Origin of the sequence: Pseudomonas mucoides (assembly GCF_015461845.1) — a bacterium.
Lineage (GTDB): Bacteria > Pseudomonadota > Gammaproteobacteria > Pseudomonadales > Pseudomonadaceae > Aquipseudomonas > Aquipseudomonas mucoides.
This window is the reverse complement of the sequence record NZ_JACOPW010000007.1, coordinates 157,182-183,584: the sequence shown is the minus strand read 5'-3', so window position 1 is coordinate 183,584 and position 26,403 is coordinate 157,182. Positions and strand designations below refer to the sequence as shown.

Below are 26,403 nucleotides of genomic sequence, written 5' to 3'. Positions count from 1 at the left end.
GCTGACATGACGACGCATATTCAACGCTCGGCCCTGCTGCCGTACCCGGCGCAGGCGCTGTATGACCTGGTCAACGACGTAGCGCGTTATCCCGAGTTTTTGCCGTGGTGTTCGGCAGCCGAAGTCCTGGAAAGCTCGCCGGAGCACATGCGCGCCAGCGTCGGGGTGGCCAAAGGCGGTTTGAGCCAGCATTTCGTTACTCGGAACACGTTGGTGCCCGGGCAGTCGATCGAGATGAACCTTGAAGAGGGGCCTTTCACTCAGTTGCACGGTATCTGGGTGTTCAAGCCGCTGACGGATAAGGCCTGCAAAATCAGTCTGGATCTGTCGTTCGACTATGCCGGACCGATTGTTCGCGCGACGTTGGGGCCGTTGTTCAATCAGGCGGCCAACACGCTGGTGGACGCGTTCTGCCAGCGCGCCAAGCAGATTCATGGTTGAGTCGGTGATTGAGGTCGAAGTGGTGTATGCCGCGGCTGATCGTCAGGTATTGCTGACGGTCGCTGTGCCTGACGGCGCGTCGGTGCGCGAGGCGTTGCGCAAATCAGCGGTAGGTGCGCAGTTTCCGGAGCTGGATCTGGGCACTTGCCCGGTGGGTATATTCGGCAAGGTCATTGCCGACCCTGATGTGCATCCGGTTCATGCGGGTGATCGGATCGAGATTTACCGGCCATTGCTGGTGGATCCCAAGGAGGTTCGTCGCTTGCGTGCCGCCAAGGCAGCCGAGGCCAAAGCGCGGAATCAGTGATTCACGAAACGCCAGGCAATAAAAAACCCGGAGATTCCGGGTTTTTTATTGCGTCGCAAATTATTGCGGCGAAGTGTCCAGCGGTGTTGGCGTCGGGACTGGAACGGTTTCTACACCGTCGACGTCCTTCTGGATCTGGTCCAGCAACGAACCTGGCTTGACCGGTTTTTCCGGTTTTGGCTTCTCGGCGTTTTCTGCTGGTGCAGCGACTTGCGTGCCGCTGTCCTTGCCGAGAATGGCTTCGTCGCGGCTCACGCCTGGCATGAAATCACCAGAGAGGCTGACAAGCTGGTCATTTGGGTTGAAGATAACGCTGATGCGTTCCTGTTGGCGTTCACCGCCACCCGGTTGCAGGCTGTACAGATAATCCCAGCGATCGGCATGGAACGTGTCGGTCAGCAGAGGGTTACCCATGATAAACCGTACTTGCTTGCGGGTCATTCCCGGGCGTAACTGGTCTATCATGTCCTGCGTGACGACATTGCCCTGCTGGATGTCGATTTTGTAAACCCCGGGGAATGAACAACCGGCGAGTGCGAGCAGTCCCACAAAGGTGAAACTGGTTAGCAAGAGCTTGGTGTTTTGCATCGGTGGGCGACTTCCACTATCTTGGCTGGGACAACGTAAACGCCGATCATACCCGCATTAAGAGAAGCTGCGAAGCAGCATCGCGAGAAAGCTGACCATGGTTGAAAATAGCGAACTACGCAAAGCCGGCCTCAAAGTGACCCTTCCACGGGTCAAAATTCTGCAAATGCTCGATTCCGCCGAGCAGCGCCACATGAGTGCCGAAGATGTTTACAAGGCACTGATGGAGGCTGGTGAGGACGTCGGTCTGGCCACGGTTTACCGTGTACTGACTCAGTTCGAGGCGGCTGGCCTTGTGGTGCGGCACAACTTCGACGGAGGCCATGCGGTCTTCGAACTGGATGACGGCAAGCATCACGACCATATGGTCAACGTCGAGACCAGCGAAGTGATCGAATTCTTCGACGAAGAAATCGAGCGCCTTCAGAAAGCCATCGTCGACAAGTATGGTTTCGAGATGGTTGATCACAATCTGGTGCTGTACGTACGCAAGAAAAAGTAAGCATGTCGCGCGAATTTCACATTCGCGAAACGAACGAAGGCGACCCCAGGGTCGCCTTCGTGCTGTCTGCCGATCTTAAATCTTTGCGGTGACGACCATCTTTTTCGCGTGGGCCAGGGATTCCTTGGTCAGGTCGATGCCGCCCAGCATCCGCGCCACTTCTTCGACGCGATCATTTTTGCTCAGCTTGGAGACGGCGGTGTGGGTCGCCTCTTCGCCCCGTACCTTGTGCACGAATAAATGTTGGTGACCCTGAGCGGCTACTTGCGGCAAGTGAGTGACGGTCAGCACTTGCCCACGCTCTCCGAGGCGCCGTAACAACTGACCTACGATCTCGGCGGTCGGGCCGCCAATGCCCACGTCTACTTCGTCGAATACCAGTGTCGGGACACGAGAGGTCTGTGCGGTGATCACCTGAATCGCCAGGCTGATCCGCGACAGCTCACCGCCCGAAGCCACTTTGGCCAAGGCTTTTAATGGTTGGCCGGGGTTGGCGCTCACCAGCAGTTCGACCTGTTCGAGGCCATTGGGCAGCAGCTCATCACTGCTGTTGGGGCGCAACTCGATGGTGAAACGACCGCCGGGCATGCCCAGTCGCTGGATCTCCTGCTCAACGGCGCTGGCCAGGCTGCTCGACGCTTGATGGCGCAAGTCACTCAGCTCGCGCGCCTTCTCCTGATAATGACGGGCATAAGAGGCCAGTTCATCGCTCAGCCGTTCGATGGATTCATCGTTGGCATTCAGGGTTTCGATTTCATCCAGCAGTCGCTGCTGCATCTCCGCGACCTCAGTCGGCTGGATGCGGTGTTTGCGCGCCATGGTGTAGATCGCATCGAGGCGTTCTTCCAGGTATTGCAGGCGCGCCGGGTCGGCGTCGAAGTTGTCGAGGAAGCGGTTCAGTTCGCCTACCGCTTCTTCTACCTGAATCTGTGCGCTGGTCAGCAGGCTGCTGGCCTCGCCCAAGGCGCCGATCGAGTTGTTGACGCTTGAGAGGCGATTGAGGCTTGCGGTGAGGGCATTGAGGACATTGCCAGAATCACTTTCGCTGCACTGCTCGACCACTTGCCGGCAGATGCCCAGCAGGGTTTCGGCGTTGGTCAGGTTCTTGTGTTCCTGCTCAAGTTGTTCCAGCTCGTTTTCGCCGAGCCCAAGGTTCTCCAACTCTTCAAGCTGATAGCTGAGCAATTGATGGCGGGCGCGTTGCTCGTCGCCGGAGTTGGAAAGGCGCTCCAGTTCCTGGCGGGTCTGGCGCCACCGTTGAGCGGCCAACTGCACTTGGCGTGCAAGGTCCGTGGCCCCGGCGTATTCATCGAGCAGTCGGCGATGGGTGTCGGTCTTGAGCAGCGATTGGTGCTCATGCTGGCTGTGGATATCGATCAGCAGCTCGCCCAGGGCCTTGAGGTCGCCGAGCGGGCAGGGCGTGCCGTTGATATAGCCACGGGAGCGGCCTTCGGCGGTGATCACCCGGCGCAGGATGCACGGGCCATCGCTTTCAAGGTCGCGCTCGGCGAGCCAGGCGCTGGCTTCCGGGATATCGACCAGGTCGAAGGTCGCCAGGATGTCGGCCTTGTCTGCGCCGGGGCGGACTACTCCACTGTCGGCGCGATCACCCAGGGTCAGGCCCAGGGCGTCGAGCATGATCGACTTGCCGGCACCGGTTTCCCCGGTGATCACGCTCATCCCGCGATCGAGTTCGAGATCGAGGTGTTCAACGATGGCGTAGTTATGTACGGACAGGTGCACCAGCATAAAGGCCGCTCCCAGGCTTTAGGTCTGGTTATTTATACAGTGTTTTATTTGCGCCTGACAATGCCCTCGCTTAGCTCGATTTGCTCAGTCTGACGAAATGCGTGGTGCGTCGGGTAATCGCAATGCAGCGCTTTTTGTAGGGTTAATCGCAACGAGCCCCTTGAAGCTGATTTTTGCGGCCCCATATACCGGGACAGAAGCGTGAGTTGAGCTCACGGACGATATTGAAAGGAGAAATCTATGGCTGACGAACAGACAGTGGATACGCAAAATCAAGACGCCAACCAGGGCTCCACGGCTTCGGGTGATGACCTGGCGGCTCGTGTACAAGTGCTCGAAGAGCAACTGGCAGGCGCGCAGGATCAGGCTTTGCGTGTTGCCGCCGATCTGCAGAACGTCCGCCGTCGCGCTGAGCAGGATGTAGAAAAAGCGCACAAATTCGCCCTCGAAAAGTTTGCAGGCGATTTGCTGCCGATCATCGACAGCCTGGAGCGTGGTCTGGAGTTGTCCAACCCGGACGACGAAAGCATCCGCCCAATGCGCGAAGGCATCGAGCTGACCCTGAAAATGTTCCAGGACACCCTGAAACGCTATCAGCTGGAAGCGATCGATCCGCATGGCGAACCGTTCAACGCTGTTCAGCATCAGGCCATGGCCATGCAGGAAAGCGCTGATGTCGAGCCAAATAGCGTGCTCAAGGTGTTCCAGAAGGGCTATCAGCTCAATGGTCGCCTGCTGCGCCCGGCCATGGTCGTGGTCAGCAAAGCCCCGGCACCAGTTTCGCCTTCGATTGACGAGCAGGCTTGAAATTGGCCGCAAGGCCCCCATTTATAAGTCAAGCGTTTAAGTGCTACCGCAGTTAGCCACCACTGCTGCGGCATCCAAATCCAAAGTTTCGGGAGAGTGAACATGGGCAAAATTATCGGTATCGACCTGGGGACTACCAACTCCTGCGTCTCCGTGCTGGAAAACGGCGTAGCCAAAGTTATTGAAAACGCTGAAGGCGCGCGTACTACGCCGTCGATCATCGCTTACGCCAACGATGGCGAAATTCTGGTTGGCCAATCGGCCAAGCGTCAGGCTGTGACCAATCCGCATAACACCCTGTATGCGGTGAAGCGTCTGATCGGTCGTAAGTTCGACGAAGAAGTCGTACAGAAAGACATCAAGATGGTCCCGTACAAAATCGCCAAGGCCGACAACGGCGACGCGTGGGTAGAAGTGAACGGCCAGAAAATGTCGCCGCCACAAATCTCGGCTGAAATTCTGAAGAAAATGAAGAAGACCGCCGAAGACTACCTCGGCGAGCCAGTGACTGAAGCGGTGATCACCGTTCCGGCCTACTTCAACGACAGCCAGCGTCAAGCCACCAAAGACGCCGGCCGCATCGCGGGCCTGGACGTAAAACGTATCATCAACGAACCCACCGCAGCCGCTCTGGCTTACGGTATGGACAAGGCGAAAGGCGATCACACCGTGATCGTTTACGACTTGGGCGGCGGTACTTTCGACGTTTCCGTGATCGAGATCGCTGAAGTTGATGGCGAGCACCAGTTCGAAGTATTGGCCACCAACGGCGACACGTTCCTGGGTGGTGAAGACTTTGACATTCGTCTGATCGACTACCTCGTCGACGAATTCAAGAAAGAAAGCGGCATGAACCTCAAAGGTGACCCGCTGGCGATGCAGCGCCTGAAAGAAGCCGCTGAAAAAGCCAAGATCGAGCTGTCCTCCGCGCTGTCGACCGACGTGAACCTGCCGTACATCACTGCAGACGCCACCGGTCCGAAGCACTTGAACGTGAAGATTTCTCGCGCCAAGTTGGAAGCACTGGTTGAAGACCTGGTTCAGCGCACCATCGAACCTTGCCGCATCGCGCTGAAAGACTCCGGTATTGACGTTGGCGCGATCAACGACGTGATCCTGGTCGGCGGTCAGACCCGTATGCCACTGGTTCAGAAGCTGGTAACCGAGTTCTTCGGTAAAGAAGCTCGTAAAGACGTGAACCCGGACGAAGCGGTGGCCATGGGTGCTGCTATCCAGGGCGCGGTATTGGCTGGCGACGTTAAAGACGTTCTGCTGCTGGACGTTAGCCCGCTGACCCTGGGTATCGAAACCATGGGTGGCGTGATGACCGCGCTGATCGAGAAAAACACCACGATTCCTACCAAGAAATCGCAAGTATTCTCGACTGCCGATGACAACCAGGGCGCTGTGACCATTCACGTGCTGCAAGGTGAGCGTAAGCAAGCGGCCCAGAACAAGTCCTTGGGCAAGTTCGACCTGGCCGAGATTCCGCCAGCACCACGTGGCGTGCCACAAATTGAAGTGACCTTCGACATCGACGCCAACGGCATTCTGCACGTAGGCGCCAAAGACAAGGCCACCGGCAAGACTCAGTCGATCGTGATCAAGGCCAACTCCGGTCTGTCCGAGGAAGAAATTCAGCAGATGATTCGCGATGCTGAAACCAACGCCGACGCAGACCGTCAGTTCGAAGAGCTGGCGACCGCTCGCAACCAGGGCGATGCACTGGTTCACTCGACGCGCAAAATGGTCGCTGACGCTGGCGATAAAGTGACTGCCGAAGAGAAGACTGCAATCGAAGCCGCTGTTGTTGCTCTGGAAGCCGCCGTCAAAGGCGACGACAAAGCTGCAATCGAAGCCAAAGTTGAAGAGCTGTCGAAAGTCTCTGCTCCAGTGGCGCAGAAGATGTACGCCGAACAGGCCCAGCCTGCTGAAGGCGCGGCACCGCAAGACGAAAAAGCTGAAAAGGCTGACGACGTTGTTGATGCCGAGTTCGAAGAAGTCAAAGACCACAAGTAAGTTGTTGGTCGCCCGGTTGACTGCCTTTAGGCGGTGACTGGTAGGATGTCGCCGCGCGGGAGCTTGCTCCCGCGTTGGCGTGTCTGGAATACGCGAATTTTTACAGCATGCGACAACGCTCGTGTGTTGTTGGTATGGCCGGGAATGCTCCTGCTTTTCGAGCCGAAAGTACCGCAATGAATCAAAGACCAGGATCGTTGAATTGACGTGAGTTGGGTCCGGGCCTGTATTGGGGCTCAACGAGTTTGGCAAGGCTCAGGAGAGGTTTGCCGAACGTCCTCAAGAGTGCAAAGACATATGGCAAAGCGTGACTATTACGAAGTATTGGGTGTTGAGCGTGGCTCAAGCGAAGCAGACCTGAAGAAGGCCTACCGCCGCCTGGCGATGAAGCATCACCCGGACCGTAATCCCGATGACAAAACGTCGGAAGAGATGTTCAAGGAGGCCAACGAGGCCTACGAAGTACTGTCCGACTCCAGCAAGCGCGCGGCCTACGACCAATATGGTCATGCCGGTGTCGACCCAAGCATGGGCGGCGGCGGTGCCGGTTTTGGCGGTCAGAACTTCTCCGACATCTTTGGCGATGTCTTCAGTGACTTCTTCGGTGGTGGTCGCGGCGGTTCCCGTGGCGGCGCCCAGCGCGGCAGCGACCTGCGTTACACCCTGGAACTGAACCTGGAAGAAGCGGTGCGCGGTACCACCGTGAATATCCGTGTTCCGACGCTGGTTAACTGCAAGCCGTGCGAGGGTTCGGGTGCCAAGAAAGGCTCCTCGCCAGTCACTTGCCCGACGTGCGGCGGTATCGGCCAGGTCCGTATGCAGCAAGGCTTCTTCTCGGTGCAGCAAACCTGCCCGCGTTGCCATGGCCAAGGCAAGATCATTTCCGACCCGTGCAACTCCTGCAACGGCGAAGGCCGCGTCGAAGAGTACAAAACCCTTTCCGTCAAAGTGCCGGCCGGTGTCGATACCGGTGACCGCATTCGCCTGTCTGGCGAAGGCGAGGCGGGCGCTCAGGGTGGCCCGACGGGCGACCTGTACGTGGTGATCAATGTGCGCGAGCACGCGATCTTCCAGCGTGACGGCAAGCACCTGTTCTGCGAAGTGCCGATCAGTTTTGTCGATGCGGCGTTGGGCGGAGAGCTGGAGATTCCGACCCTTGATGGTCGAGTCAAACTGAAAATCCCTGAGGGGACCCAGACCGGCAAGCAGTTCCGCGTTCGCGGCAAAGGCGTTGCGCCAGTGCGTGGCGGCGGTGCCGGTGACCTGATGTGCCGCGTGGCGGTTGAAACCCCGGTCAACCTGGGTCGTCGTCAGCGTGAACTGCTGGAAGAATTCCGCAGCTCTTTGGCGGACGACAACAGCCATTCGCCGAAAACCACCGGTTGGTTTGAAGGCGTGAAGCGCTTCTTCGGCGATTTGTAAGGAGTCGGCATGCGACGTATAGCTGTGATGGGCGCTGCCGGGCGCATGGGCAAGATTCTGGTCGAGGCCGTGCAACAGCGTGCGCCGCTGACCGGTCTGACGGCGGCCATCGTGCGCCCCGGCAGCACACTGATTGGTGTGGATGCTGGCGAGCTGGCCTCGCTGGGCCGCATCGGCGTGCCGTTGTCCGGCAATCTGGAGTCGGTCGCTGATGAGTTCGATGTGTTGATCGACTTTACGCTGCCGGAAGTCATGCTGAAAAACCTCGCGTTCTGTCGCAAGGCCGGCAAAGCCATGGTCATCGGCACGACGGGGCTGGAGGCTGCGCAGAAGCAGTTGCTGACCGAAGCGGGCAAAGACATTCCTATCGTGTTCGCGGCCAATTTCAGTGTCGGTGTCAACCTGTCGCTGAAGTTGCTCGACATGGCGGCGCGCGTGCTGGGTGATGACGCGGACATCGAAATCATCGAAGCGCATCACCGGCACAAGATTGATGCGCCTTCAGGCACCGCGTTGCGCATGGGTGAAGTGATTGCCAGTGCCCTGGATCGTGATCTGCAGAAGGTTGCGGTCTATGGTCGCGAAGGGCATACCGGCGCGCGTGAGCGTGAAACGATCGGCTTTGCCACGGTTCGTGGCGGTGATGTGGTCGGTGATCACACGGTGCTGTTCGCCTGCGAAGGTGAGCGTCTGGAAATCACCCATAAAGCGTCCAGCCGCATGACCTTCGCCAAGGGGGCGGTGCGGGCTGCGTTGTGGCTCGATGGTCGTGAGCCGGGTCTTTACGACATGCAAGACGTGCTTGATTTGCGTTAAGATGCACCCGAAATCGGGCTCAGACCCAGCGTTTGAGCCCGGTTTTACACTGCCAAGCGACGTCCTGTCGCATTCTCCAGCCTTTCGGGCTCATTGGCGGTAGACCAAAAAGGCCTTTTTCTGTAAGCTACAGCTTTAGTGTGTCCACTAAAAGCGCGCAGAATTATTCGGTGAAGAAGCGGGGTGACGTGTCCATACGTCACTCCGCTTTTTTACAACCTGCGATCGCCCTTTCAGGCTTTATTTACGGGAGGTCTTCTTGACTAAGCCAGCCATACTCGCCCTTGCTGATGGCAGCATTTTTCGCGGCGAAGCCATTGGAGCCGACGGTCAAACCGTTGGTGAGGTGGTGTTTAACACCGCAATGACCGGCTATCAGGAAATCCTTACCGATCCTTCCTACGCCCAACAGATCGTTACCCTGACCTACCCGCACATCGGCAACACCGGCACCACGCCGGAAGACGCCGAGTCTGACCGCGTCTGGTCTGCTGGCCTGGTCATTCGTGACCTGCCACTGGTTGCGAGCAACTGGCGTAACACGATGTCCCTGTCTGACTACCTGAAAGCCAACAACGTTGTGGCTATCGCCGGTATCGACACCCGCCGTCTGACGCGCATTCTGCGTGAGAAAGGCGCACAGAACGGCTGCATCATGGCCGGTGACAACATTTCTGAAGCCGCCGCCATCGCCGCCGCACAGGGTTTCCCTGGCCTGAAAGGCATGGACCTGGCAAAAGTCGTCAGCACCAAAGAGCAGTACGAATGGCGCTCGACTGTCTGGGATCTGAAAACCGACAGCCACGCAACCATCGACGCTGCCGAGCTGCCGTACCACGTGGTCGCCTACGACTACGGCGTCAAGCTGAACATCCTGCGCATGCTGGTCGCGCGCGGTTGCCGCGTGACCGTGGTACCTGCACAAACGCCTGCTGCCGATGTGCTGGCAATGAAGCCGGACGGCGTGTTCCTGTCCAACGGCCCTGGTGATCCGGAGCCATGCGACTACGCGATCCAGGCGATCAAGGACGTGCTCGAAACCGAGATCCCGGTGTTCGGCATCTGCCTCGGTCACCAACTGCTGGCTCTGGCCTCCGGCGCCAAGACCCTGAAAATGGGCCATGGCCACCACGGTGCCAACCACCCGGTCCAGGATCTGGACAGCGGTGTGGTGATGATCACCAGCCAGAACCACGGTTTTGCCGTAGACGAAGCGACCCTGCCGGCCAACGTTCGCGCGACCCACAAATCGCTGTTCGACGGCACCCTGCAAGGCATCGAGCGTACTGACAAGAGCGCCTTCAGCTTCCAGGGTCACCCGGAAGCCAGCCCTGGCCCGAACGACGTAGCGCCATTGTTCGATCGCTTCATCAACGAGATGGCCAAGCGACGCTGATCGCTCGCCTTGATGGTGCAAGGTTTGAGGGCGGTCCCGACACCGGCGGCCCCCTCAAGGCTTCAAAGATTGAACAAGACGGCTTGCCGACTGACCTGCGGATTTGAGTGACAAACCCATGCCAAAACGTACAGACATTAAAAGCATCCTGATTCTCGGCGCTGGCCCGATCGTTATCGGCCAGGCCTGCGAATTCGACTACTCCGGCGCCCAGGCCTGTAAAGCCCTGCGCGAAGAGGGTTACCGCGTCATCCTGGTGAACTCCAACCCGGCGACCATCATGACCGACCCGGACATGGCCGACGCCACCTACATCGAGCCGATCAAATGGCAGACCGTTGCCAAGATCATCGAGAAAGAGCGTCCGGACGCGCTGCTGCCAACCATGGGTGGCCAGACCGCTCTGAACTGTGCACTGGACCTGGAGCGCGAAGGCGTTCTGGAGAAGTTCGGCGTAGAGATGATCGGCGCCAATGCGGACACCATCGACAAGGCTGAAGACCGTTCGCGCTTCGACAAGGCGATGAAATCCATCGGCCTGGACTGCCCGCGTTCGGGTATCGCCCACAGCATGGAAGAAGCCAACGCCGTTCTCGAACGCCTGGGCTTCCCGTGCATCATCCGTCCGTCCTTCACCATGGGTGGCACCGGTGGCGGTATTGCTTACAACCGTGAAGAATTCGAAGAAATCTGCGCCCGTGGTCTGGACCTGTCGCCAACCAAAGAGCTGCTGATCGACGAATCCCTGATCGGCTGGAAAGAGTACGAGATGGAGGTTGTCCGCGATAAGAAGGACAACTGCATCATCGTCTGCTCCATCGAAAACTTTGACCCGATGGGCGTGCACACTGGTGACTCGATCACTGTTGCGCCAGCACAGACCTTGACGGACAAGGAATACCAGATCATGCGTAACGCCTCGTTGGCGGTACTGCGTGAGATCGGCGTGGAAACCGGCGGCTCCAACGTTCAGTTCGGCATCTGCCCGGACACTGGCCGTATGGTCGTGATCGAGATGAACCCGCGTGTTTCCCGCTCTTCAGCGCTGGCCTCGAAAGCCACTGGTTTCCCGATTGCGCGTATCGCTGCCAAGCTGGCGATCGGCTACACCCTCGACGAACTGTCGAACGAAATCACCGGCGGCGCTACGCCTGCGTCCTTCGAGCCGTCCATCGACTACGTTGTGACCAAGCTGCCACGTTTCGCCTTCGAGAAATTCCCGAAAGCCGACGCACGCCTGACCACTCAAATGAAGTCGGTCGGTGAAGTCATGGCCATCGGCCGGACCTTCCAGGAATCCCTGCAGAAAGCCCTTCGCGGTCTGGAAGTGGGCGTTTGCGGCCTGGACGAGAAGCTCGACCTGAGCAACCCGGAAAGCATGAGCGTGCTCAAGCGCGAACTGACCGTGCCGGGCGCCGAGCGTATCTGGTACGTGGCTGATGCCTTCCGCGCCGGTCTGTCGGTCGAAGACATCTTCGGCATGAACATGATCGACCCGTGGTTCCTGGTGCAGATCGAAGATCTGATCAAGGAAGAAGAGAAGGTCAAGACCCTGGGTCTGGCCAGCATCGACCGCGACGTGATGTTCCGCCTCAAGCGCAAAGGCTTCTCCGACATGCGTCTGGCCAAGCTGCTGGGCGTGACCGAGAAGGCGTTGCGTCGCCACCGTCACAAGCTCGAGGTTTACCCGGTCTACAAGCGCGTTGACACCTGCGCGGCCGAGTTCGCCACCGACACCGCCTACATGTACTCGACTTACGAGGAAGAGTGCGAAGCCGCGCCATCGGGCCGCGACAAGATCATGATCCTCGGCGGCGGTCCAAACCGTATCGGCCAGGGTATCGAGTTCGACTACTGCTGCGTACACGCGGCATTGGCTCTGCGCGAAGACGGTTACGAGACCATCATGGTCAACTGCAACCCGGAAACCGTATCCACTGATTACGACACCTCCGATCGCCTGTACTTCGAGCCAGTGACCCTGGAAGACGTGCTGGAAATCTGCCGAGTCGAGAAGCCCAAAGGCGTGATCGTCCAATACGGCGGCCAGACTCCGTTGAAACTGGCTCGCGCTCTGGAAGAAGCCGGCGTGCCAATCATCGGCACCAGCCCTGACGCCATCGACCGTGCCGAAGATCGTGAGCGTTTCCAGCAAATGGTCGAGCGCCTGAACCTGCGTCAGCCGCCAAACGCCACCGTGCGCAGCGAAGACGAAGCGATTCGTGCTGCTGCCAAGATCGGCTACCCGCTGGTGGTTCGTCCGTCCTATGTACTGGGCGGTCGTGCGATGGAAATCGTTTACGAAGAAGAAGAGCTGAAGCGTTACCTGCGTGACGCGGTGAAAGTGTCGAACGACAGCCCTGTGCTGCTCGACCACTTCCTCAACTGCGCCATCGAAATGGACGTGGATGCGGTCTGCGACGGCACTGACGTGGTGATCGGCGCGATCATGCAACACATCGAGCAGGCAGGCGTTCACTCCGGTGACTCCGCGTGCTCCCTGCCGCCGTACTCGCTGCCTGGCCACATCCAGGACGAGATGCGCGAACAGGTCAAGAAAATGGCCCTGGAACTGGGCGTGGTCGGCCTGATGAACGTTCAGTTGGCGCTGCAAGGCGAAGACATCTACGTCATCGAAGTCAACCCGCGTGCTTCCCGTACCGTACCGTTCGTATCGAAGTGCATTGGTGTTTCCCTGGCAATGATCGCGGCTCGCGTCATGGCCGGTAAAACCCTGAAGGAAATCGGTTTCACCAAAGAAATCATCCCGAACTTCTACAGCGTGAAAGAGGCGGTATTCCCATTCGCCAAATTCCCTGGTGTGGACCCGATCCTGGGCCCAGAGATGAAGTCCACTGGTGAAGTGATGGGCGTGGGCGACACCTTCGGTGAAGCATTCGCCAAGGCCCAGATGGGCGCCAGCGAAGTGCTGCCGACTGGCGGTACCGCGTTCATCAGCGTTCGCGACGACGACAAGCCACTGGTTGCAGGCGTCGCTCGTGATCTGATCAACTTGGGTTTCGAAGTGGTCGCCACTGCCGGTACTGCCAAGCTGATCGAAGCCGCAGGCCTGAAAGTGCGCCGTGTGAACAAGGTGACCGAAGGTCGTCCGCACGTGGTCGACATGATCAAGAATGACGAAGTCACCCTGATCATCAACACCACCGAGGGTCGCCAGTCGATTGCCGACTCGTACTCCATTCGTCGTAATGCCCTGCAGCACAAGATCTACTGCACCACGACTATTGCTGCTGGCGAAGCCATTTGCGAAGCGCTGAAGTTCGGTCCCGAGAAGACCGTGCGCCGCTTGCAGGATCTACACGCAGGATTGAAGGCATGATCAAATACCCAATGACCGTCCAGGGCGCGAAAGCCCTGGAAGAAGAACACGCTCACCTGACCAAGGTCGTTCGTCCGAAGCTCAGCCAGGACATCGGCACGGCCCGCGAGTTGGGTGACTTGAAGGAAAACGCCGAATACCACGCTGCTCGTGAGCAGCAAGGGATGGTTGAGGCGCGGATTCGTGACATCGAAGGCCGGATTCAGAATCAGGTCATCATTGACGTCACGACCATTCCTCACACTGGCAAAGTGATTTTCGGCACGACCGTTGAAATCGCCAACGTCGAGACTGATGAAAGCGTCACCTACCACATCGTGGGTGAGGACGAGGCTGATTTCAAACTCGGCAAGATTTCCGTCGGTTCACCGCTGGCCCGTGCCTTGATTGCCAAGGAAGAGGGTGATGTGGTTGCCGTGAAAACGCCGAGTGGCGTGATCGAGTACGAGATTGTCGAAGTCCGCCACATCTAAAAGCCTGCGTCCGCTGCGTGCGGGCGCCATGGTTTGGCAGCTGACTCAGATGTTGTGGGTTGGCGGCTTGTGGCTGTTACACATCGGTCTGGTGCCGGCGCTGGGCCAAATAGGTCTGGCGCCGCTGCTGATCGACGAAATTGCAGGCATGCTGAATGCGCTGGTGGTGGGATTTGCCGCAGCGTGTGTGATTTTTCAGGCTTTGGTGCTGGTACAGGCCGATGGCCTTGCCAGTCTGTGGCGCGATATTCGTGGGCAACTGCTGCTGATGGCGCTGTATGCGTGCGCGATGTTTTTCGTGGTGCGCCGTGGTTGGCCGGAGGCGGTGCGTTGGCAGGTGTTCAGCTATCTGGTTCTGGGTTTTTCAGGGCTGGTGCTGGTGTTGCAGCCGGTGCCGGGATGGAGTGGCAGGGTGCGCGAAGCACACCCTTGACCCTTGCCATCACTTGAAGCGATGGACGTTCGACAGCTGCTTGTTGACGCTGAAGTTCTTGCGGTAAATCAGTGCCATCTTGCCGATGACTTGAACCAAATCCGCTTTGCCGACCTTGCAGAGTTCTGCAATGGACGCCAGGCGCGATTCGCGATCGAGGATGTTGAGCTTGATTTTAATCAGCTCGTGATCCGCCAAAGCGCGTTCAAGTTCGGCTAACACACCTTCAGTCAAACCGTTGTCAGCCACAATCAAAACTGGTTTCAGATGGTGGCCAATGGATTTGTACTGTTTCTTCTGCTCTTGAGTGAGCGGCATAATCTGACCCTTTCGTCTGGATTCTGTAAAATGGCGGCCATTTTACCCGAGGGCTCGTGGATCCGCCCAACTAATCACGACCCTTATCATCGAGGTGCCCAATGGCGCGTTCCAAGACAAGCCTTGGTTGGCTGAAAAGACATGTCAACGATCCCTATGTGAAGCAGGCGCAGAAGGATGGCTACCGCTCGCGTGCGAGTTACAAACTTCTGGAGGTCCAGGAGAAATACAAGCTGATCCGTCCCGGCATGAGCGTGGTCGACCTGGGTGCAGCGCCCGGGGGGTGGTCGCAGGTGACTAGCCGTCTGATCGGTGGTGAGGGGCGTCTGATCGCCTCGGACATTCTGGAGATGGACAGCATTCCGGACGTGACTTTCATCCAGGGTGACTTCACCGAGGACGAAGTGCTCGCGCGGATCCTTGAAGCCGTGGGTAATTCGCAGGTGGACCTTGTGATTTCCGATATGGCCCCCAATATGAGTGGTACGCCTGAAGTGGACATGCCAAAAGCCATGTTCCTTTGCGAGCTGGCGCTTGATTTGGCGGAACGGATACTCAAGCCGGGTGGTAATTTCGTGATCAAGATTTTTCAAGGCGAAGGGTTTGATGTTTACCTGAAGGATACTCGTCGGAAATTCGACAAGATCCAGATGATCAAGCCAGACTCGTCTCGAGGCAGTTCCCGCGAGCAATACATGCTGGCTTGGGGTTACCGCGGGCGGAGTGAGTAAAACGAGGTTTTTTGGCGGGGCGATAGGTTTTTCGTATTTCGCCCCGTGAGCATTAGCGAATATTGTGTAGAAAGTGTTTCACAAAGGGTTACAGACGGCGCCTGCCAGAGCCGTAGGTAATGTAGTAAGTTAGGCCGGTGAATATCATGCGAAGCGCGCGCCATTAGCGGAGCTTGCTTCAGAGGGTAGTTAATTGAACGATATGGCAAAGAATCTGATCCTGTGGTTGATCATCGCGGCTGTCCTGGTGACGGTGATGAACAACTTCTCCAGCCCTAACGAGCCGCAGACCCTCAACTATTCCGACTTCATCCAGCAGGTCAAGGATGGCAAGGTCGAGCGCGTAGCGGTTGACGGCTACGTGATTACCGGTAAGCGCAACGATGGCGACAGCTTCAAGACCATTCGTCCGGCTATCCAGGACAACGGTCTGATCGGCGACCTCGTGGACAACCACGTCGTGGTCGAAGGCAAGCAGCCTGAGCAGCAAAGCATCTGGACTCAACTCCTGGTCGCAAGCTTCCCGATCCTCGTGATCATCGCCGTGTTCATGTTCTTCATGCGGCAGATGCAGGGCGGTGCAGGCGGCAAGGGCGGGCCGATGAGCTTCGGCAAGAGCAAGGCGCGCCTGCTCTCCGAAGACCAGGTGAAAACCACATTGGCTGACGTTGCCGGTTGCGACGAAGCCAAGGAAGAAGTCGGCGAACTGGTCGAGTTCCTCCGTGATCCGGGCAAGTTCCAGCGCCTGGGGGGTCGTATTCCTCGCGGCGTGCTGATGGTCGGTCCTCCGGGTACCGGTAAAACCTTGCTGGCCAAGGCGATTGCCGGCGAAGCGAAAGTGCCGTTCTTCACTATCTCCGGTTCCGATTTCGTTGAGATGTTCGTCGGTGTCGGTGCCAGCCGTGTTCGCGATATGTTCGAACAGGCCAAGAAGCACGCGCCGTGCATCATCTTCATCGATGAAATCGACGCCGTTGGTCGCCACCGTGGCGCTGGCATGGGCGGTGGTCACGATGAACGCGAGCAGACTCTCAACCAGTTGCTGGTAGAGATGGACGGCTTCGAAATGAACGACGGCATCATCGTTATCGCTGCAACCAACCGTCCGGACGTCTTGGACCCTGCGTTGCTGCGACCAGGCCGTTTTGACCGTCAGGTTGTGGTCGGTCTGCCAGACATTCGTGGTCGCGAACAGATTCTTAAAGTTCACATGCGCAAAGTGCCAATGGGCGACGATGTTGCTCCAGCGGTGATCGCTCGCGGCACGCCTGGTTTCTCCGGTGCTGACCTGGCCAACCTGGTGAACGAAGCTTCCTTGTTCGCCGCACGTGCTGGCAAGCGCATCGTCGAAATGAAAGAGTTCGAACTGGCGAAAGACAAGATCATGATGGGCGCCGAGCGCAAATCGATGGTCATGTCCGAGAAGGAAAAGCAGAACACTGCTTATCACGAAGCCGGCCACGCTATCGTGGGGCGCGTCGTGCCAGAGCATGATCCGGTCTACAAGGTCTCGATCATTCCGCGTGGTCGTGCGCTGGGTGTGACCATGTTCCTGCCGGAAGAAGATCGTTACAGCCTGTCCAAGCGTGCATTGATCAGCCAGATCTGCTCGCTCTATGGTGGCCGTATCGCTGAAGAAATGACCTTGGGCTTCGATGGCGTCACCACCGGTGCGTCCAACGACATCATGCGTGCCAGTCAGATTGCGCGGAACATGGTGACCAAGTGGGGCCTGTCGGAAAAACTCGGTCCGTTGATGTATGCCGAAGAAGAGGGCGAAGTGTTCCTCGGTCGCGGCGGCGGTGGTCAGAGTGCGAGCTTCTCTGGTGAGACAGCCAAGCTGATCGACTCTGAAGTGCGCAGCATCATTGATCAGTGCTACGGCACGGCCAAGCAGATCCTCACGGACAACCGCGACAAGCTTGATGCCATGGCGGATGCCCTGATGAAGTACGAGACGATCGATGCTGATCAGATCGATGACATCATGGCCGGTCGTGCACCTCGCGAGCCACGTGACTGGTCAGGTGGTACCGGTACTTCCGGGACACCTCCGGTGGTGCAGGACGAGCGTCCGGAAACACCGATCGGCGGTCCGGCTGCTGACGTATAAGGTTTGAAATGACTTCTGTTCAGTCCTCGACCCGGTTGCCTTGCGGCAACCGGGTTCTTGATTTGGCCCAGACGCATGTCATGGGCATTCTCAATGTCACTCCTGATTCCTTTTCCGACGGCGGCCGATACAGCCAGCTCGATGCGGCCCTGCGCCACGCCGAGTCGATGGTATTGGCGGGTGCGACACTGATTGATGTTGGTGGCGAATCAACCCGCCCAGGCGCCCGGGCGGTTTCGCCGCTTGAGGAGTTGGAGCGAGTAGCGCCTATCGTTGAGCGCATTCATCGCGAACTGGATGTGATCATTTCCGTCGATACCTCCACTCCAGCGGTCATGCGCGAGACTGCGCGGTTGGGGGCGGGGTTGATCAACGATGTGCGCTCGCTGCGTCGAGACGGTGCCCTGGATGCGGCCGCAGCCACCGGATTGCCCGTGTGTCTGATGCATATGCTCGGTGAGCCGGGCGACATGCAGGACAATCCGCACTACGAGGACGTCACCAGGGAAGTCGGCGATTTTCTCGCCGAGCGAATGGCTCAATGCGCGTTGGCGGGCATTCCGCCGGAGCGGATTATTCTTGATCCGGGTTTTGGCTTCGCGAAAACCTTGCAGCACAATCTAAGCTTGTTTAAGCATATGGAAGCCTTGCATGCCTTGGGGCGGCCCCTGTTGGTCGGGGTTTCGCGAAAGAGCATGATTGGTCAGGCCTTGAAGCGGCCGGTTGGTGAGCGACTTTATGGTGGTCTTGCACTCGCAGCGCTGGCTTCAGCCAACGGGGCGCGTATATTGCGCGTCCATGATGTAGCTGAAACAGTGGACGTAGTGCGGATGATCGCCGCGGTGGAATCAGCCGAATAAGAATGATGGAGCACTTATGAGCAAAAAATACTTTGGTACCGACGGTATTCGTGGTCGTGTCGGTGAATACCCGATTACTCCTGACTTCATGCTCAAGCTCGGCTGGGCAGCGGGTATGGCGTTCCGCAAAATGGGCGCTTGCAAGGTATTGGTCGGCAAGGACACCCGGATCTCGGGCTACATGTTTGAATCTGCACTCGAGGCCGGGCTGACGTCGGCAGGTGCTGATGTCATGCTTCTGGGGCCGATGCCAACCCCGGCGATCGCCTACCTGACGCGTACCTTTCACGCTGAAGCCGGTATCGTGATCAGTGCCTCGCACAATCCTCACGATGACAATGGCATCAAGTTCTTCTCCGGAAAGGGTACCAAGCTGCCGGATGAAGTCGAGCTGATGATTGAAGAGTTGCTCGACACCCCGATGACCGTGGTTGAGTCGAGCAAGATCGGCAAAGTCTCGCGCATCAATGACGCTTCTGGTCGTTACATCGAATTTTGCAAAAGCAGCGTCCCGACCGGCACCAGTTTCGCGGGCCTGAAGATCGTGATCGACTGCGCTCACGGTGCGACCTACAAGGTTGCCCCAAGCGTATTCCGTGAGTTGGGTGCTGACGTTGTGGTGCTGTCCGCGCAGCCGAACGGTCTGAACATCAACGACAATTGTGGTTCTACCCATATGGGTCAGTTGCAGGCTGCCGTATTGGCCGAACATGCCGACCTGGGTATCGCGTTCGATGGTGACGGTGATCGTGTCCTGATGGTCGATCACACCGGCGCCATTGTTGATGGCGACGAGCTGCTTTACATCATCGCCCGCGATCTGCATGAGCGCGACAAGCTGCAAGGCGGTGTGGTCGGCACGTTGATGAGTAACCTGGGGCTGGAATTGGCCCTGGCGGATCTGTCTATTCCATTTGTGCGTGCCAACGTTGGCGATCGCTATGTCATCGCTGACTTGCTTGAGCGTAACTGGCTGGTGGGCGGTGAGAACTCGGGGCATATCGTTTGCTTCAATCACACCACGACCGGTGATGCGATCATTGCTGCACTGCAGGTGCTGATGGCGTTGAAGACTCGCTCCGAAGGGCTGGCTCAGGCCCGTCAAGCGCTGCGAAAGTGCCCTCAAGTGCTGATCAATGTCCGTTTTGGCGGTGGTGCGAGTCCGCTCGATCATCCTGCGGTCAAGGAAGCCAGTGACCGTGTTACCACGGCGATGGCGGGTCGTGGTCGGGTGCTGTTGCGCAAGTCCGGGACAGAGCCGTTGGTGCGTGTCATGGTCGAAGGCGAGGACGAAACACAGGTTCGCGGTTACGCCGAAGAGCTGGCAAAACTCGTTACTGAAGTTTCTGCCTGAATTCGGCTTGCCAGCCTTGATTGTGTTGGGTAACATCTGCGCCCACTTTGACCGACGAGGTACAGCATGCGTCGCCCTATGGTAGCTGGTAACTGGAAGATGCACGGTACCCGCGCCAGCGTCGCTGAGCTGATTAACGGCCTTAGTCATCTGGCCTTGCCGAGCGGTGTTGATGTAGCGGTATTCCCGCCTAGCTTGTTCATCAATCAAGTGATTGATGGCGTGAAGGGCAAGTCGATTTCGGTCGGCGCGCAGAATTCTGCGGTGGAAGCCATGCAAGGCGCATTGACCGGTGAAATTGCGCCGAGTCAGTTGGTGGATGCAGGTTGTACCCTGGTACTTGTCGGGCACTCCGAACGCCGCCAGATATTGGGTGAGCAGGACGCAGTGCTGATCCGCAAGTTCGCAGCGGCACAGGCATCTGGCTTGATCCCGGTGTTGTGTATAGGGGAGACCCTTGAGCAGCGCGAAGCCGGGAAAACGATTGAAGTTGTCTCGGCTCAGCTGGACAGCATCATCGATGAGCTGGGTGTCGGTGTATTTGCAAAAGCAGTGATCGCTTACGAGCCGGTTTGGGCCATTGGCACCGGGCTGACTGCTTCGCCGCAACAGGCGCAGGATGTGCATGCAGCCATTCGCGCGCAGTTGGCGGCAAAGAATTCTGAAGTCGCACAAGGTGTGCGGCTTCTATACGGCGGCAGCGTGAAGGCGGCCAATGCGGTCGAACTGTTCGGCATGCCGGATATCGATGGGGGCCTGATTGGTGGGGCTTCCCTGAATGCAGATGAGTTCGGTGCGATCTGTCGCGCCGCGGGAAACTGAAAAAATGCTGGAAACAGTCGTAGTCGTTTTTCATCTGCTGGGTGCATTGGGCGTAGTTGCTCTCGTATTGCTGCAGCAGGGTAAAGGTGCGGATGCTGGCGCGTCTTTCGGAGCAGGTGCTTCAAATACTGTGTTCGGAAGCCAAGGTTCCTCTACCTTTCTTAGTAAGTTTACTGCTATACTTGCCGCAGGTTTCTTCATAACCAGCTTAGGGTTAGGTTACTTTGCTAAAGAGAAAGCTCACCAGCTGACTCAAGTAGGTTTGCCAAACCCAGCGGTGTTGGAAGTTCCAAAGCAACAACCGGCTTCTGATGATGTACCGGTGCTTCAAGAGCAAAAGTCGGCTACTCCAGCGACTGACGTACCTCCAGCTCAAGAGCAAAAGTAAGAAGGGTTTCAAACGTAGTATTGCCGAGGTGGTGGAATTGGTAGACACGCAACCTTGAGGTGGTTGTGCCCATAGGGTGTAGGGGTTCGAGTCCCCTTCTCGGTACCAATTATCAGGAGAGCCCGCTGTTGCGGGCTTTCTTGTAGGTGGAAGGTTACATTGACCCTGTTCGGGATCGGTCGTATACTTCCGCCCCAGCTTTGTCGCGGGGTGGAGCAGTCTGGTAGCTCGTCGGGCTCATAACCCGAAGGTCGTCGGTTCAAATCCGGCCCCCGCAACCAGTTTAAGGAGCCCCTTTTAAGGGGCTTTTTGTTAGCTGGACACTTTCTACGCCGCTGTTCGACGGCGTTTCAAGGATGGGCGTTTCGCCCATTTTTTTATTTTGCATAGCATGCACATACATGCACGAGGGGGTTCAGGTGTCGAGCAAGCTAGAAGAGTTGCAGGCCTTGTTGGCCCCGGTGGTCGTGGCCCTGGGCTATGAATGCTGGGGTATTGAGTTTTCGGCTCAAGGTCGTCACTCGATGTTGCGCGTTTATATCGATAAAGAGGGCGGTGTGCTGGTGGACGATTGCGCCATTGTCAGCCGTCAGATCAGCGGTGTCCTGGATGTTGAAGATCCGATCGCCGTTGAATACACCCTTGAAGTTTCCTCGCCTGGCATGGAACGCCCGCTGTTCACTATTGAGCAGTTTGCAAAATTTGCCGGTGAACAAGTGAAGATCAAGCTGCGCTCGCCTTTTGAAGGACGACGCAACTTTCAGGGCCTTCTGCGCGGTGTAGAAGAGCAGGACGTCGTGGTGCAGGTAGAAGACCATGAGTTCCTGTTGCCGATCGATATGATCGACAAGGCCAACATTATTCCCAGTTTTGACTGAGACGCGGATCCCGCGGATCCAATGGCTTGCGAAAGGCGAGGCGTACGATGAGCAAAGAAGTACTGCTGGTTGTTGAGTCGGTATCCAATGAAAAGGGCGTACCGGCAAACGTAATTTTTGAAGCGCTGGAGCTGGCCCTGGCCACTGCTACCAAAAAGCGTTTTGAGGACGAAGTCGATCTGCGTGTGGAAATCAATCGCCACACCGGTGCTTACGAGACATTCCGTCGCTGGACGGTCGTCGAAGAAGCAGACCTGGACGATCCGGCCATTGAAACCTGGCCGAGCAAGGTTGCCGAAACGCATCCTGGTGCCAAGGTTGGCGATGTAGTCGAAGAAAAAATCGAATCCATCGAGTTCGGCCGTATCGCTGCACAGACTGCCAAGCAAGTCATCGTGCAGAAAGTTCGTGAAGCCGAGCGCGCTCAAGTCGTTGACGCCTATCGCGAGCGCCTGGGGGAAATCATCTCCGGCACCGTGAAGAAAGTGACCCGCGACAACGTGATCGTCGACCTGGGCAACAACGCTGAAGCGTTGCTGGCTCGTGAAGACATCATCTCTCGCGAAACCTTCCGTGTCGGCGTGCGTCTGCGTGCGCTGCTCAAGGAAATCCGCACCGAGAACCGCGGCCCGCAGCTGATCCTGTCGCGTACCGCGCCGGAAATGCTGATCGAGTTGTTCCGCATCGAAGTGCCGGAAATCGCTGAAGGCCTGATCGAAGTAATGGCTGCGTCCCGTGATCCGGGTTCGCGCGCCAAGATCGCGGTCCGCTCCAAGGACAAACGCATCGACCCGCAGGGCGCTTGCATCGGTATGCGCGGTTCGCGCGTCCAGGCAGTGTCGGGTGAGTTGGGCGGTGAGCGTGTGGACATCGTCCTGTGGGACGACAACCCGGCTCAGTTCGTGATCAATGCCATGTCCCCGGCAGAGGTTGCAGCAATTATCGTTGACGAAGATGCCCATGCAATGGACATCGCCGTTGGCGCAGACAATCTGGCTCAGGCCATCGGTCGTGGTGGTCAGAACGTGCGTCTGGCTAGCCAATTGACTGGCTGGACCCTGAACGTGATGACCGAATCGGACATCCAGGCTAAGCAGCAAGCAGAAACCGGCGACATCCTGCGCAACTTCATCGACGAGCTGGAAGTCGACGAAGACCTGGCACAGGTGCTGGTAGATGAAGGCTTCACCAGCCTGGAAGAGATTGCCTACGTACCGTTGGAAGAAATGCTCAACATCGACGGCTTTGACGAAGAAACCGTCAACGAGCTTCGCGCTCGTGCCAAGGATCGTTTGTTGACCAAAGCCATCGCTACTGAGGAAAAGCTGGCAGACGCCCATCCGGCCGAAGACCTGCTCTCGCTTGAGGGTATGGACAAGGATTTGGCGATGGAACTGGCGGTGCGCGGCGTAATTACCCGCGAAGACCTGGCCGAGCAGTCTATTGACGACCTGCTCGACATCGACGGCATTGACGATGATCGTGCCGGCAAGTTGATCATGGCCGCCCGAGCCCACTGGTTCGAGTAATTAGGCGCGGCCTGAGGAGAGAAGTGCATGACGCAAGTCACGGTGAAACAACTGGCCGATGAGGTCAAAACACCGGTAGAGCGCCTGTTGCAGCAGATGCGTGAGGCAGGTCTGCCGCACACCGCCGCCGAAGAAAGTGTGACTGACAGTGAGAAGCAATCGTTGCTGACTCACTTGAAAAGCAGTCACAAGGCGAAAGTGGAAGAACCACGCAAGATCACGCTGCAGCGTAAAACCACCAGCACCCTGCGTGTTGCTGGCAGCAAAAGCATCAGCGTTGAAGTCCGCAAAAAGAAAGTTTTCGTACAGCGCAGCCCGGAAGAAATCGAAGCCGAGCGCAAACGCGAACTGGAAGAACGTCGCGCAGTAGAAAACGCTGCCCGTCAGAAGGCTGAAGAAGAAGCCAAGCGTCGCGCCGAAGAAGAAGCGCGTCGCCAGCCTGCTGCTGCGCAAAACGCTACGACCGACGCTGTTGCAGCGCCTGCTGCAGTTGCCGAACCCGTGCGTGAAAGCGCGCCGGTTGTGGCGGCTGCACCAGCACCGTCTGCTGACGTTCGCAATAAGCAGAACGAACAGCGCCGTCCGGACAAACCACGTGCCGACGATAACAATCGTCGTGGCAGTGGCGATGGCGAGCGCAAAAACGCTCCGCATCGTGCTTCGGTCAAAGAGAAAGCGCCTGCTCCACGTGTTGCGCCACGTACTACCGACGAAGAAAGCGATGGCTTCCGTCGTGGTGGTCGCGGCAAGGCCAAGCTGAAGAAACGCAACGCCCACGGTTTCCAGAGCCCAACCGGCCCTGTTGTGCGCGAAGTGAAGATCGGCGAGACCATCACTGTTGGCGATCTCGCCCAGCAGATGTCGGTCAAGGCTGCTGAAATCATCAAGTTCATGTTCAAACTGGGTACTCCAGCGACCATCAACCAGGTACTGGATCAGGAAACTGCCCAACTGGTTGCTGAAGAGCTGGGCCACAAAGTGACCCTGGTCAGCGACACAGCCCTGGAAGATTCCCTGGCCGAGTCCCTGAAGTTTGAAGGTGAAGCGTTCTCCCGTGCACCAGTCGTGACCGTCATGGGCCACGTTGACCACGGTAAGACCTCGCTGCTCGACTACATCCGTCGTGCCAAGGTAGCTGCAGGCGAAGCCGGCGGTATCACCCAGCACATCGGTGCATACCACGTTGAAACCGAACGCGGCATGGTCACCTTCCTCGACACCCCGGGTCACGCCGCGTTTACCGCAATGCGTGCTCGTGGTGCCAAGGCGACCGACATCGTGATCCTGGTGGTTGCAGCGGACGACGGCGTTATGCCGCAGACCGTTGAAGCCGTTCAGCACGCCAAGGCTGCCGGTGTTCCGCTGGTTGTTGCAGTGAACAAAATCGACAAGCCGGGCGCCGATCTCGATCGCATCCGTAGCGAACTGTCGGTTCACGGCGTGACCTCGGAAGAGTGGGGCGGCGACACCCCGTTCGTGTCGGTTTCGGCGAAAGTCGGTACTGGCGTGGACGAGTTGCTCGAAGCTGTTCTGCTGCAAGCCGAAGTGCTGGAATTGAAAGCAACTCCGTCGGCTCCTGGCCGTGGCGTTGTGGTTGAATCGCGTCTCGACAAAGGTCGTGGCCCGGTTGCAACCGTTCTGGTTCAAGACGGTACCCTGCGTCAAGGCGACATGGTGCTGGTCGGTTCGAACTATGGCCGTGTACGTGCCATGCTCGACGAGAACGGCAAGCCGATCAAGGAAGCCGGTCCTTCCATCCCTGTCGAGATCCTCGGCCTGGACGGTACCCCGGACGCTGGCGACGAGATGAGCGTGGTTGCCGACGAGAAGAAAGCCCGTGAAGTGGCTCTGTTCCGTCAAGGCAAGTTCCGCGAAGTCAAACTGGCCCGTGCTCACGCCGGCAAGCTTGAAAACATCTTCGAGAACATGGGTCAGGAAGAGAAGAAGACGCTCAACATCGTCCTCAAATCCGACGTCCGTGGTTCGCTGGAAGCGTTGAACGGTGCCTTGAACGGCCTGGGTAACGACGAAGTGCAAGTGCGTGTTGTGGGCGGCGGCGTGGGTGGTATCACCGAGTCCGACGCCAACCTGGCACTGGCTTCCAACGCTGTACTGTTCGGCTTCAACGTGCGTGCCGATGCCGGCGCTCGCAAGATCGTCGAGCAGGAAGGTCTGGATATGCGTTACTACAACGTGATCTACGACATCATCGAAGACGTCAAGAAAGCCCTGACCGGTATGCTGGGCAGCGATGTTCGCGAGAACATCCTGGGTACCGCTGAAGTGCGTGACGTGTTCCGTTCGCCGAAGTTTGGCGCGATCGCCGGTTGCATGGTTATCGAAGGTGTTGTTCACCGTAACCGTCCAATCCGTGTACTGCGTGAAGACATCGTTATCTTCGAAGGCGAGCTGGAATCCCTGCGCCGCTTCAAGGATGACGCTTCCGAAGTACGTGCCGGCATGGAATGCGGTATCGGCGTGAAGAGCTACAACGACGTTAAAGTCGGTGACAAGATCGAAGTCTTCGAGAAGGTTCAGGTTGCTCGCAGCCTCTAACTCGCGCACTTCAAGGGCCACGCCAAGCCGCCGCATGCAAATGCGCGGCACCGCGTCAGGACTCTAAACGCAACGCCCGGTCTGGCTTTTGTCAGGCCGGGCGTTTGCCGCTTTCAGACCCCTCGGGTTTCACCGTGGGGCAGTAACAGGTAACAAGACATGGCAAAAGAATACAGCCGTACCCAACGTATCGGCGATCAGATGCAGCGTGAGCTGGCACAGCTGATCCGTCGTGAAGTCAAAGACCCGCGCGTCGGCCTGGTCACCATTACTGCTGTTGAAGTCAGCCGTGACGTCGGTCACGCCAAGATCTTCATCACCGTGATGGGGCAGGACAATGCCGAAGACATCGCACAAAGCATCAAGGTGCTCAACTCCGCCGCCGGTTTCCTGCGTATGCAGTTGGCTCGCGAAATGAAGTTACGCAGCGTTCCTCAGTTGCACTTCCACTACGACGAAAGCGTCGTGCGTGGCGCGCACCTGTCGGCCCTGATCGAGCGTGCGGTGGCTGAAGACAATCAGCACCCTGTAGCGGCTGAACCCGAAGACGCCAAGGAGTAA

Annotated in this window: 24 protein-coding genes and 2 tRNA genes; 23 read left to right on the top strand and 3 right to left on the bottom strand. The window is 57.8% G+C overall.

The genetic code is table 11. The features are described from left to right. The first annotated feature begins 6 nt into the window (after positions 1-6). Together H8F22_RS25730 and H8F22_RS25725 are read left to right on the top strand one after the other, a co-directional pair. On the top strand, positions 7-441 hold the full coding sequence (locus H8F22_RS25730) for a type II toxin-antitoxin system RatA family toxin (RefSeq protein WP_027924446.1): 435 nt from the start codon (positions 7-9) through the stop codon (positions 439-441). Next, positions 434-748, top strand: a complete 315-nt coding sequence (locus tag H8F22_RS25725) for an RnfH family protein (RefSeq protein WP_059181641.1) — start codon at positions 434-436, stop codon at positions 746-748. Before H8F22_RS25730 ends, H8F22_RS25725 begins: the two co-directional genes overlap by 8 nt. A gap of 60 nt (positions 749-808) precedes the next feature. Here H8F22_RS25725 and H8F22_RS25720 read toward each other — a convergent pair whose 3' ends face one another. Next, the gene (locus tag H8F22_RS25720) at positions 809-1,336 is read right to left on the bottom strand and encodes an outer membrane protein assembly factor BamE (protein WP_027924448.1); all 528 of its coding nucleotides are present in this window, start codon (positions 1,334-1,336) and stop codon (positions 809-811) included. Positions 1,337-1,433: 97 nt separating this feature from the next. Between H8F22_RS25720 and fur the strand changes: the two genes are divergently transcribed. Then, positions 1,434-1,838 (top strand): ferric iron uptake transcriptional regulator, encoded by a 405-nt coding sequence (fur, locus tag H8F22_RS25715; RefSeq protein WP_003197684.1) that lies wholly within the window; start codon positions 1,434-1,436, stop codon positions 1,836-1,838. Positions 1,839-1,913: 75 nt separating this feature from the next. Here the strand turns inward: fur and recN are convergent, their stop codons facing one another. Continuing rightward, positions 1,914-3,587 (bottom strand): DNA repair protein RecN, encoded by a 1,674-nt coding sequence (gene recN / locus H8F22_RS25710; RefSeq protein ID WP_059181640.1) that lies wholly within the window; start codon positions 3,585-3,587, stop codon positions 1,914-1,916. Positions 3,588-3,827: 240 nt separating this feature from the next. On the opposite strand from recN, the gene grpE reads away from it, so the two are divergent. From grpE to H8F22_RS25670, 8 genes are all read left to right on the top strand, one after another. Next, positions 3,828-4,394 carry a nucleotide exchange factor GrpE gene (grpE, locus tag H8F22_RS25705; protein WP_194940821.1) on the top strand — a complete coding sequence of 189 codons (567 nt, stop codon included), beginning with the start codon at positions 3,828-3,830 and terminating at the stop codon, positions 4,392-4,394. Positions 4,395-4,496: 102 nt separating this feature from the next. Then, positions 4,497-6,413, top strand: a complete 1,917-nt coding sequence (gene dnaK / locus H8F22_RS25700; RefSeq protein ID WP_027924451.1) for a molecular chaperone DnaK — start codon at positions 4,497-4,499, stop codon at positions 6,411-6,413. Positions 6,414-6,710: 297 nt separating this feature from the next. After that, on the top strand, positions 6,711-7,835 hold the full coding sequence (gene dnaJ / locus H8F22_RS25695) for a molecular chaperone DnaJ (protein WP_027924452.1): 1,125 nt from the start codon (positions 6,711-6,713) through the stop codon (positions 7,833-7,835). Positions 7,836-7,844: 9 nt separating this feature from the next. Next, positions 7,845-8,651, top strand: coding sequence for a 4-hydroxy-tetrahydrodipicolinate reductase (gene dapB / locus H8F22_RS25690; protein WP_194940820.1), 807 nt, complete (start codon positions 7,845-7,847; stop codon positions 8,649-8,651). 259 nt (positions 8,652-8,910) lie between these two features. After that, on the top strand, positions 8,911-10,047 hold the full coding sequence (carA, locus tag H8F22_RS25685) for a glutamine-hydrolyzing carbamoyl-phosphate synthase small subunit (RefSeq protein WP_027924454.1): 1,137 nt from the start codon (positions 8,911-8,913) through the stop codon (positions 10,045-10,047). Between the two features lie 118 nt (positions 10,048-10,165). Continuing rightward, positions 10,166-13,387 (top strand): carbamoyl-phosphate synthase large subunit, encoded by a 3,222-nt coding sequence (gene carB / locus H8F22_RS25680; RefSeq protein ID WP_027924455.1) that lies wholly within the window; start codon positions 10,166-10,168, stop codon positions 13,385-13,387. After that, positions 13,384-13,860 carry a transcription elongation factor GreA gene (greA, locus tag H8F22_RS25675; protein ID WP_027924456.1) on the top strand — a complete coding sequence of 159 codons (477 nt, stop codon included), beginning with the start codon at positions 13,384-13,386 and terminating at the stop codon, positions 13,858-13,860. The genes carB and greA overlap by 4 nt, the downstream gene beginning before the upstream one ends. Before the next feature lie 28 nt (positions 13,861-13,888). Beyond that, positions 13,889-14,293, top strand: coding sequence for an MFS transporter (locus H8F22_RS25670; RefSeq protein WP_194940862.1), 405 nt, complete (start codon positions 13,889-13,891; stop codon positions 14,291-14,293). A gap of 9 nt (positions 14,294-14,302) precedes the next feature. On the opposite strand, the gene H8F22_RS25665 is transcribed toward H8F22_RS25670, so the two are convergent. Next, a complete protein-coding gene (locus tag H8F22_RS25665; protein ID WP_007942889.1) occupies positions 14,303-14,611 on the bottom strand; it encodes a YhbY family RNA-binding protein in 309 nt (102 codons plus the stop codon). Between the two features lie 101 nt (positions 14,612-14,712). On the opposite strand from H8F22_RS25665, the gene rlmE reads away from it, so the two are divergent. From rlmE to rbfA, 12 genes are all read left to right on the top strand, one after another. Continuing rightward, positions 14,713-15,342: a 23S rRNA (uridine(2552)-2'-O)-methyltransferase RlmE gene (gene rlmE, locus H8F22_RS25660; protein ID WP_027924458.1), complete on the top strand. Its 630-nt coding sequence runs from the start codon at positions 14,713-14,715 to the stop codon at positions 15,340-15,342. Between the two features lie 202 nt (positions 15,343-15,544). Further along, positions 15,545-17,455 (top strand): ATP-dependent zinc metalloprotease FtsH, encoded by a 1,911-nt coding sequence (gene ftsH / locus H8F22_RS25655; protein WP_032833566.1) that lies wholly within the window; start codon positions 15,545-15,547, stop codon positions 17,453-17,455. A gap of 8 nt (positions 17,456-17,463) precedes the next feature. Continuing rightward, entirely contained in the window at positions 17,464-18,315 is an 852-nt protein-coding gene (folP, locus tag H8F22_RS25650) for a dihydropteroate synthase (RefSeq protein WP_194940819.1), read from the top strand. A gap of 16 nt (positions 18,316-18,331) precedes the next feature. After that, positions 18,332-19,669 (top strand): phosphoglucosamine mutase, encoded by a 1,338-nt coding sequence (gene glmM, locus H8F22_RS25645; RefSeq protein ID WP_027924461.1) that lies wholly within the window; start codon positions 18,332-18,334, stop codon positions 19,667-19,669. Positions 19,670-19,735: 66 nt separating this feature from the next. Next, positions 19,736-20,491 carry a triose-phosphate isomerase gene (tpiA, locus tag H8F22_RS25640; protein ID WP_027924462.1) on the top strand — a complete coding sequence of 252 codons (756 nt, stop codon included), beginning with the start codon at positions 19,736-19,738 and terminating at the stop codon, positions 20,489-20,491. A gap of 4 nt (positions 20,492-20,495) precedes the next feature. After that, a complete protein-coding gene (secG, locus tag H8F22_RS25635) occupies positions 20,496-20,879 on the top strand; it encodes a preprotein translocase subunit SecG (protein WP_017336473.1) in 384 nt (127 codons plus the stop codon). A 22-nt stretch (positions 20,880-20,901) separates the two neighbouring features. Next, positions 20,902-20,987: transfer RNA gene (locus tag H8F22_RS25630), tRNA-Leu, on the top strand. Positions 20,988-21,083: 96 nt separating this feature from the next. Next, positions 21,084-21,160 (top strand) — tRNA-Met (locus H8F22_RS25625). A 138-nt stretch (positions 21,161-21,298) separates the two neighbouring features. Then, positions 21,299-21,757 (top strand): ribosome maturation factor RimP, encoded by a 459-nt coding sequence (gene rimP / locus H8F22_RS25620; protein WP_010463487.1) that lies wholly within the window; start codon positions 21,299-21,301, stop codon positions 21,755-21,757. Positions 21,758-21,804: 47 nt separating this feature from the next. Next, positions 21,805-23,286 carry a transcription termination factor NusA gene (gene nusA, locus H8F22_RS25615; RefSeq protein WP_007900474.1) on the top strand — a complete coding sequence of 494 codons (1,482 nt, stop codon included), beginning with the start codon at positions 21,805-21,807 and terminating at the stop codon, positions 23,284-23,286. Positions 23,287-23,313: 27 nt separating this feature from the next. After that, the gene (infB, locus tag H8F22_RS25610) at positions 23,314-25,842 is read left to right on the top strand and encodes a translation initiation factor IF-2 (protein WP_027924463.1); all 2,529 of its coding nucleotides are present in this window, start codon (positions 23,314-23,316) and stop codon (positions 25,840-25,842) included. 159 nt (positions 25,843-26,001) lie between these two features. Continuing rightward, positions 26,002-26,403 carry a 30S ribosome-binding factor RbfA gene (gene rbfA, locus H8F22_RS25605; protein WP_007942872.1) on the top strand — a complete coding sequence of 134 codons (402 nt, stop codon included), beginning with the start codon at positions 26,002-26,004 and terminating at the stop codon, positions 26,401-26,403.

What these genes read in the sequence shown, in the direction of transcription:
- dnaK (WP_027924451.1), top strand. Translation starts at nt 4,497, where the DNA reads ATGGGCAAAATTATCGGTATCGACCTGGGGACTACCAACTCCTGCGTC.
- fur (WP_003197684.1), top strand. Translation starts at nt 1,434, where the DNA reads ATGGTTGAAAATAGCGAACTACGCAAAGCCGGCCTCAAAGTGACCCTT.
- grpE (WP_194940821.1), top strand. Translation starts at nt 3,828, where the DNA reads ATGGCTGACGAACAGACAGTGGATACGCAAAATCAAGACGCCAACCAG.
- tpiA (WP_027924462.1), top strand. Translation starts at nt 19,736, where the DNA reads ATGCGTCGCCCTATGGTAGCTGGTAACTGGAAGATGCACGGTACCCGC.
- infB (WP_027924463.1), top strand. Translation starts at nt 23,314, where the DNA reads ATGACGCAAGTCACGGTGAAACAACTGGCCGATGAGGTCAAAACACCG.
- nusA (WP_007900474.1), top strand. Translation starts at nt 21,805, where the DNA reads ATGAGCAAAGAAGTACTGCTGGTTGTTGAGTCGGTATCCAATGAAAAG.
- dnaJ (WP_027924452.1), top strand. Translation starts at nt 6,711, where the DNA reads ATGGCAAAGCGTGACTATTACGAAGTATTGGGTGTTGAGCGTGGCTCA.
- carB (WP_027924455.1), top strand. Translation starts at nt 10,166, where the DNA reads ATGCCAAAACGTACAGACATTAAAAGCATCCTGATTCTCGGCGCTGGC.
- recN (WP_059181640.1), bottom strand. Translation starts at nt 3,587, where the DNA reads ATGCTGGTGCACCTGTCCGTACATAACTACGCCATCGTTGAACACCTC.
- H8F22_RS25730 (WP_027924446.1), top strand. Translation starts at nt 7, where the DNA reads ATGACGACGCATATTCAACGCTCGGCCCTGCTGCCGTACCCGGCGCAG.
- glmM (WP_027924461.1), top strand. Translation starts at nt 18,332, where the DNA reads ATGAGCAAAAAATACTTTGGTACCGACGGTATTCGTGGTCGTGTCGGT.
- ftsH (WP_032833566.1), top strand. Translation starts at nt 15,545, where the DNA reads ATGGCAAAGAATCTGATCCTGTGGTTGATCATCGCGGCTGTCCTGGTG.
- H8F22_RS25725 (WP_059181641.1), top strand. Translation starts at nt 434, where the DNA reads ATGGTTGAGTCGGTGATTGAGGTCGAAGTGGTGTATGCCGCGGCTGAT.
- folP (WP_194940819.1), top strand. Translation starts at nt 17,464, where the DNA reads ATGACTTCTGTTCAGTCCTCGACCCGGTTGCCTTGCGGCAACCGGGTT.
- rlmE (WP_027924458.1), top strand. Translation starts at nt 14,713, where the DNA reads ATGGCGCGTTCCAAGACAAGCCTTGGTTGGCTGAAAAGACATGTCAAC.
- H8F22_RS25665 (WP_007942889.1), bottom strand. Translation starts at nt 14,611, where the DNA reads ATGCCGCTCACTCAAGAGCAGAAGAAACAGTACAAATCCATTGGCCAC.
- rbfA (WP_007942872.1), top strand. Translation starts at nt 26,002, where the DNA reads ATGGCAAAAGAATACAGCCGTACCCAACGTATCGGCGATCAGATGCAG.
- greA (WP_027924456.1), top strand. Translation starts at nt 13,384, where the DNA reads ATGATCAAATACCCAATGACCGTCCAGGGCGCGAAAGCCCTGGAAGAA.
- H8F22_RS25670 (WP_194940862.1), top strand. Translation starts at nt 13,889, where the DNA reads ATGGTTTGGCAGCTGACTCAGATGTTGTGGGTTGGCGGCTTGTGGCTG.
- dapB (WP_194940820.1), top strand. Translation starts at nt 7,845, where the DNA reads ATGCGACGTATAGCTGTGATGGGCGCTGCCGGGCGCATGGGCAAGATT.
- secG (WP_017336473.1), top strand. Translation starts at nt 20,496, where the DNA reads ATGCTGGAAACAGTCGTAGTCGTTTTTCATCTGCTGGGTGCATTGGGC.
- H8F22_RS25720 (WP_027924448.1), bottom strand. Translation starts at nt 1,336, where the DNA reads ATGCAAAACACCAAGCTCTTGCTAACCAGTTTCACCTTTGTGGGACTG.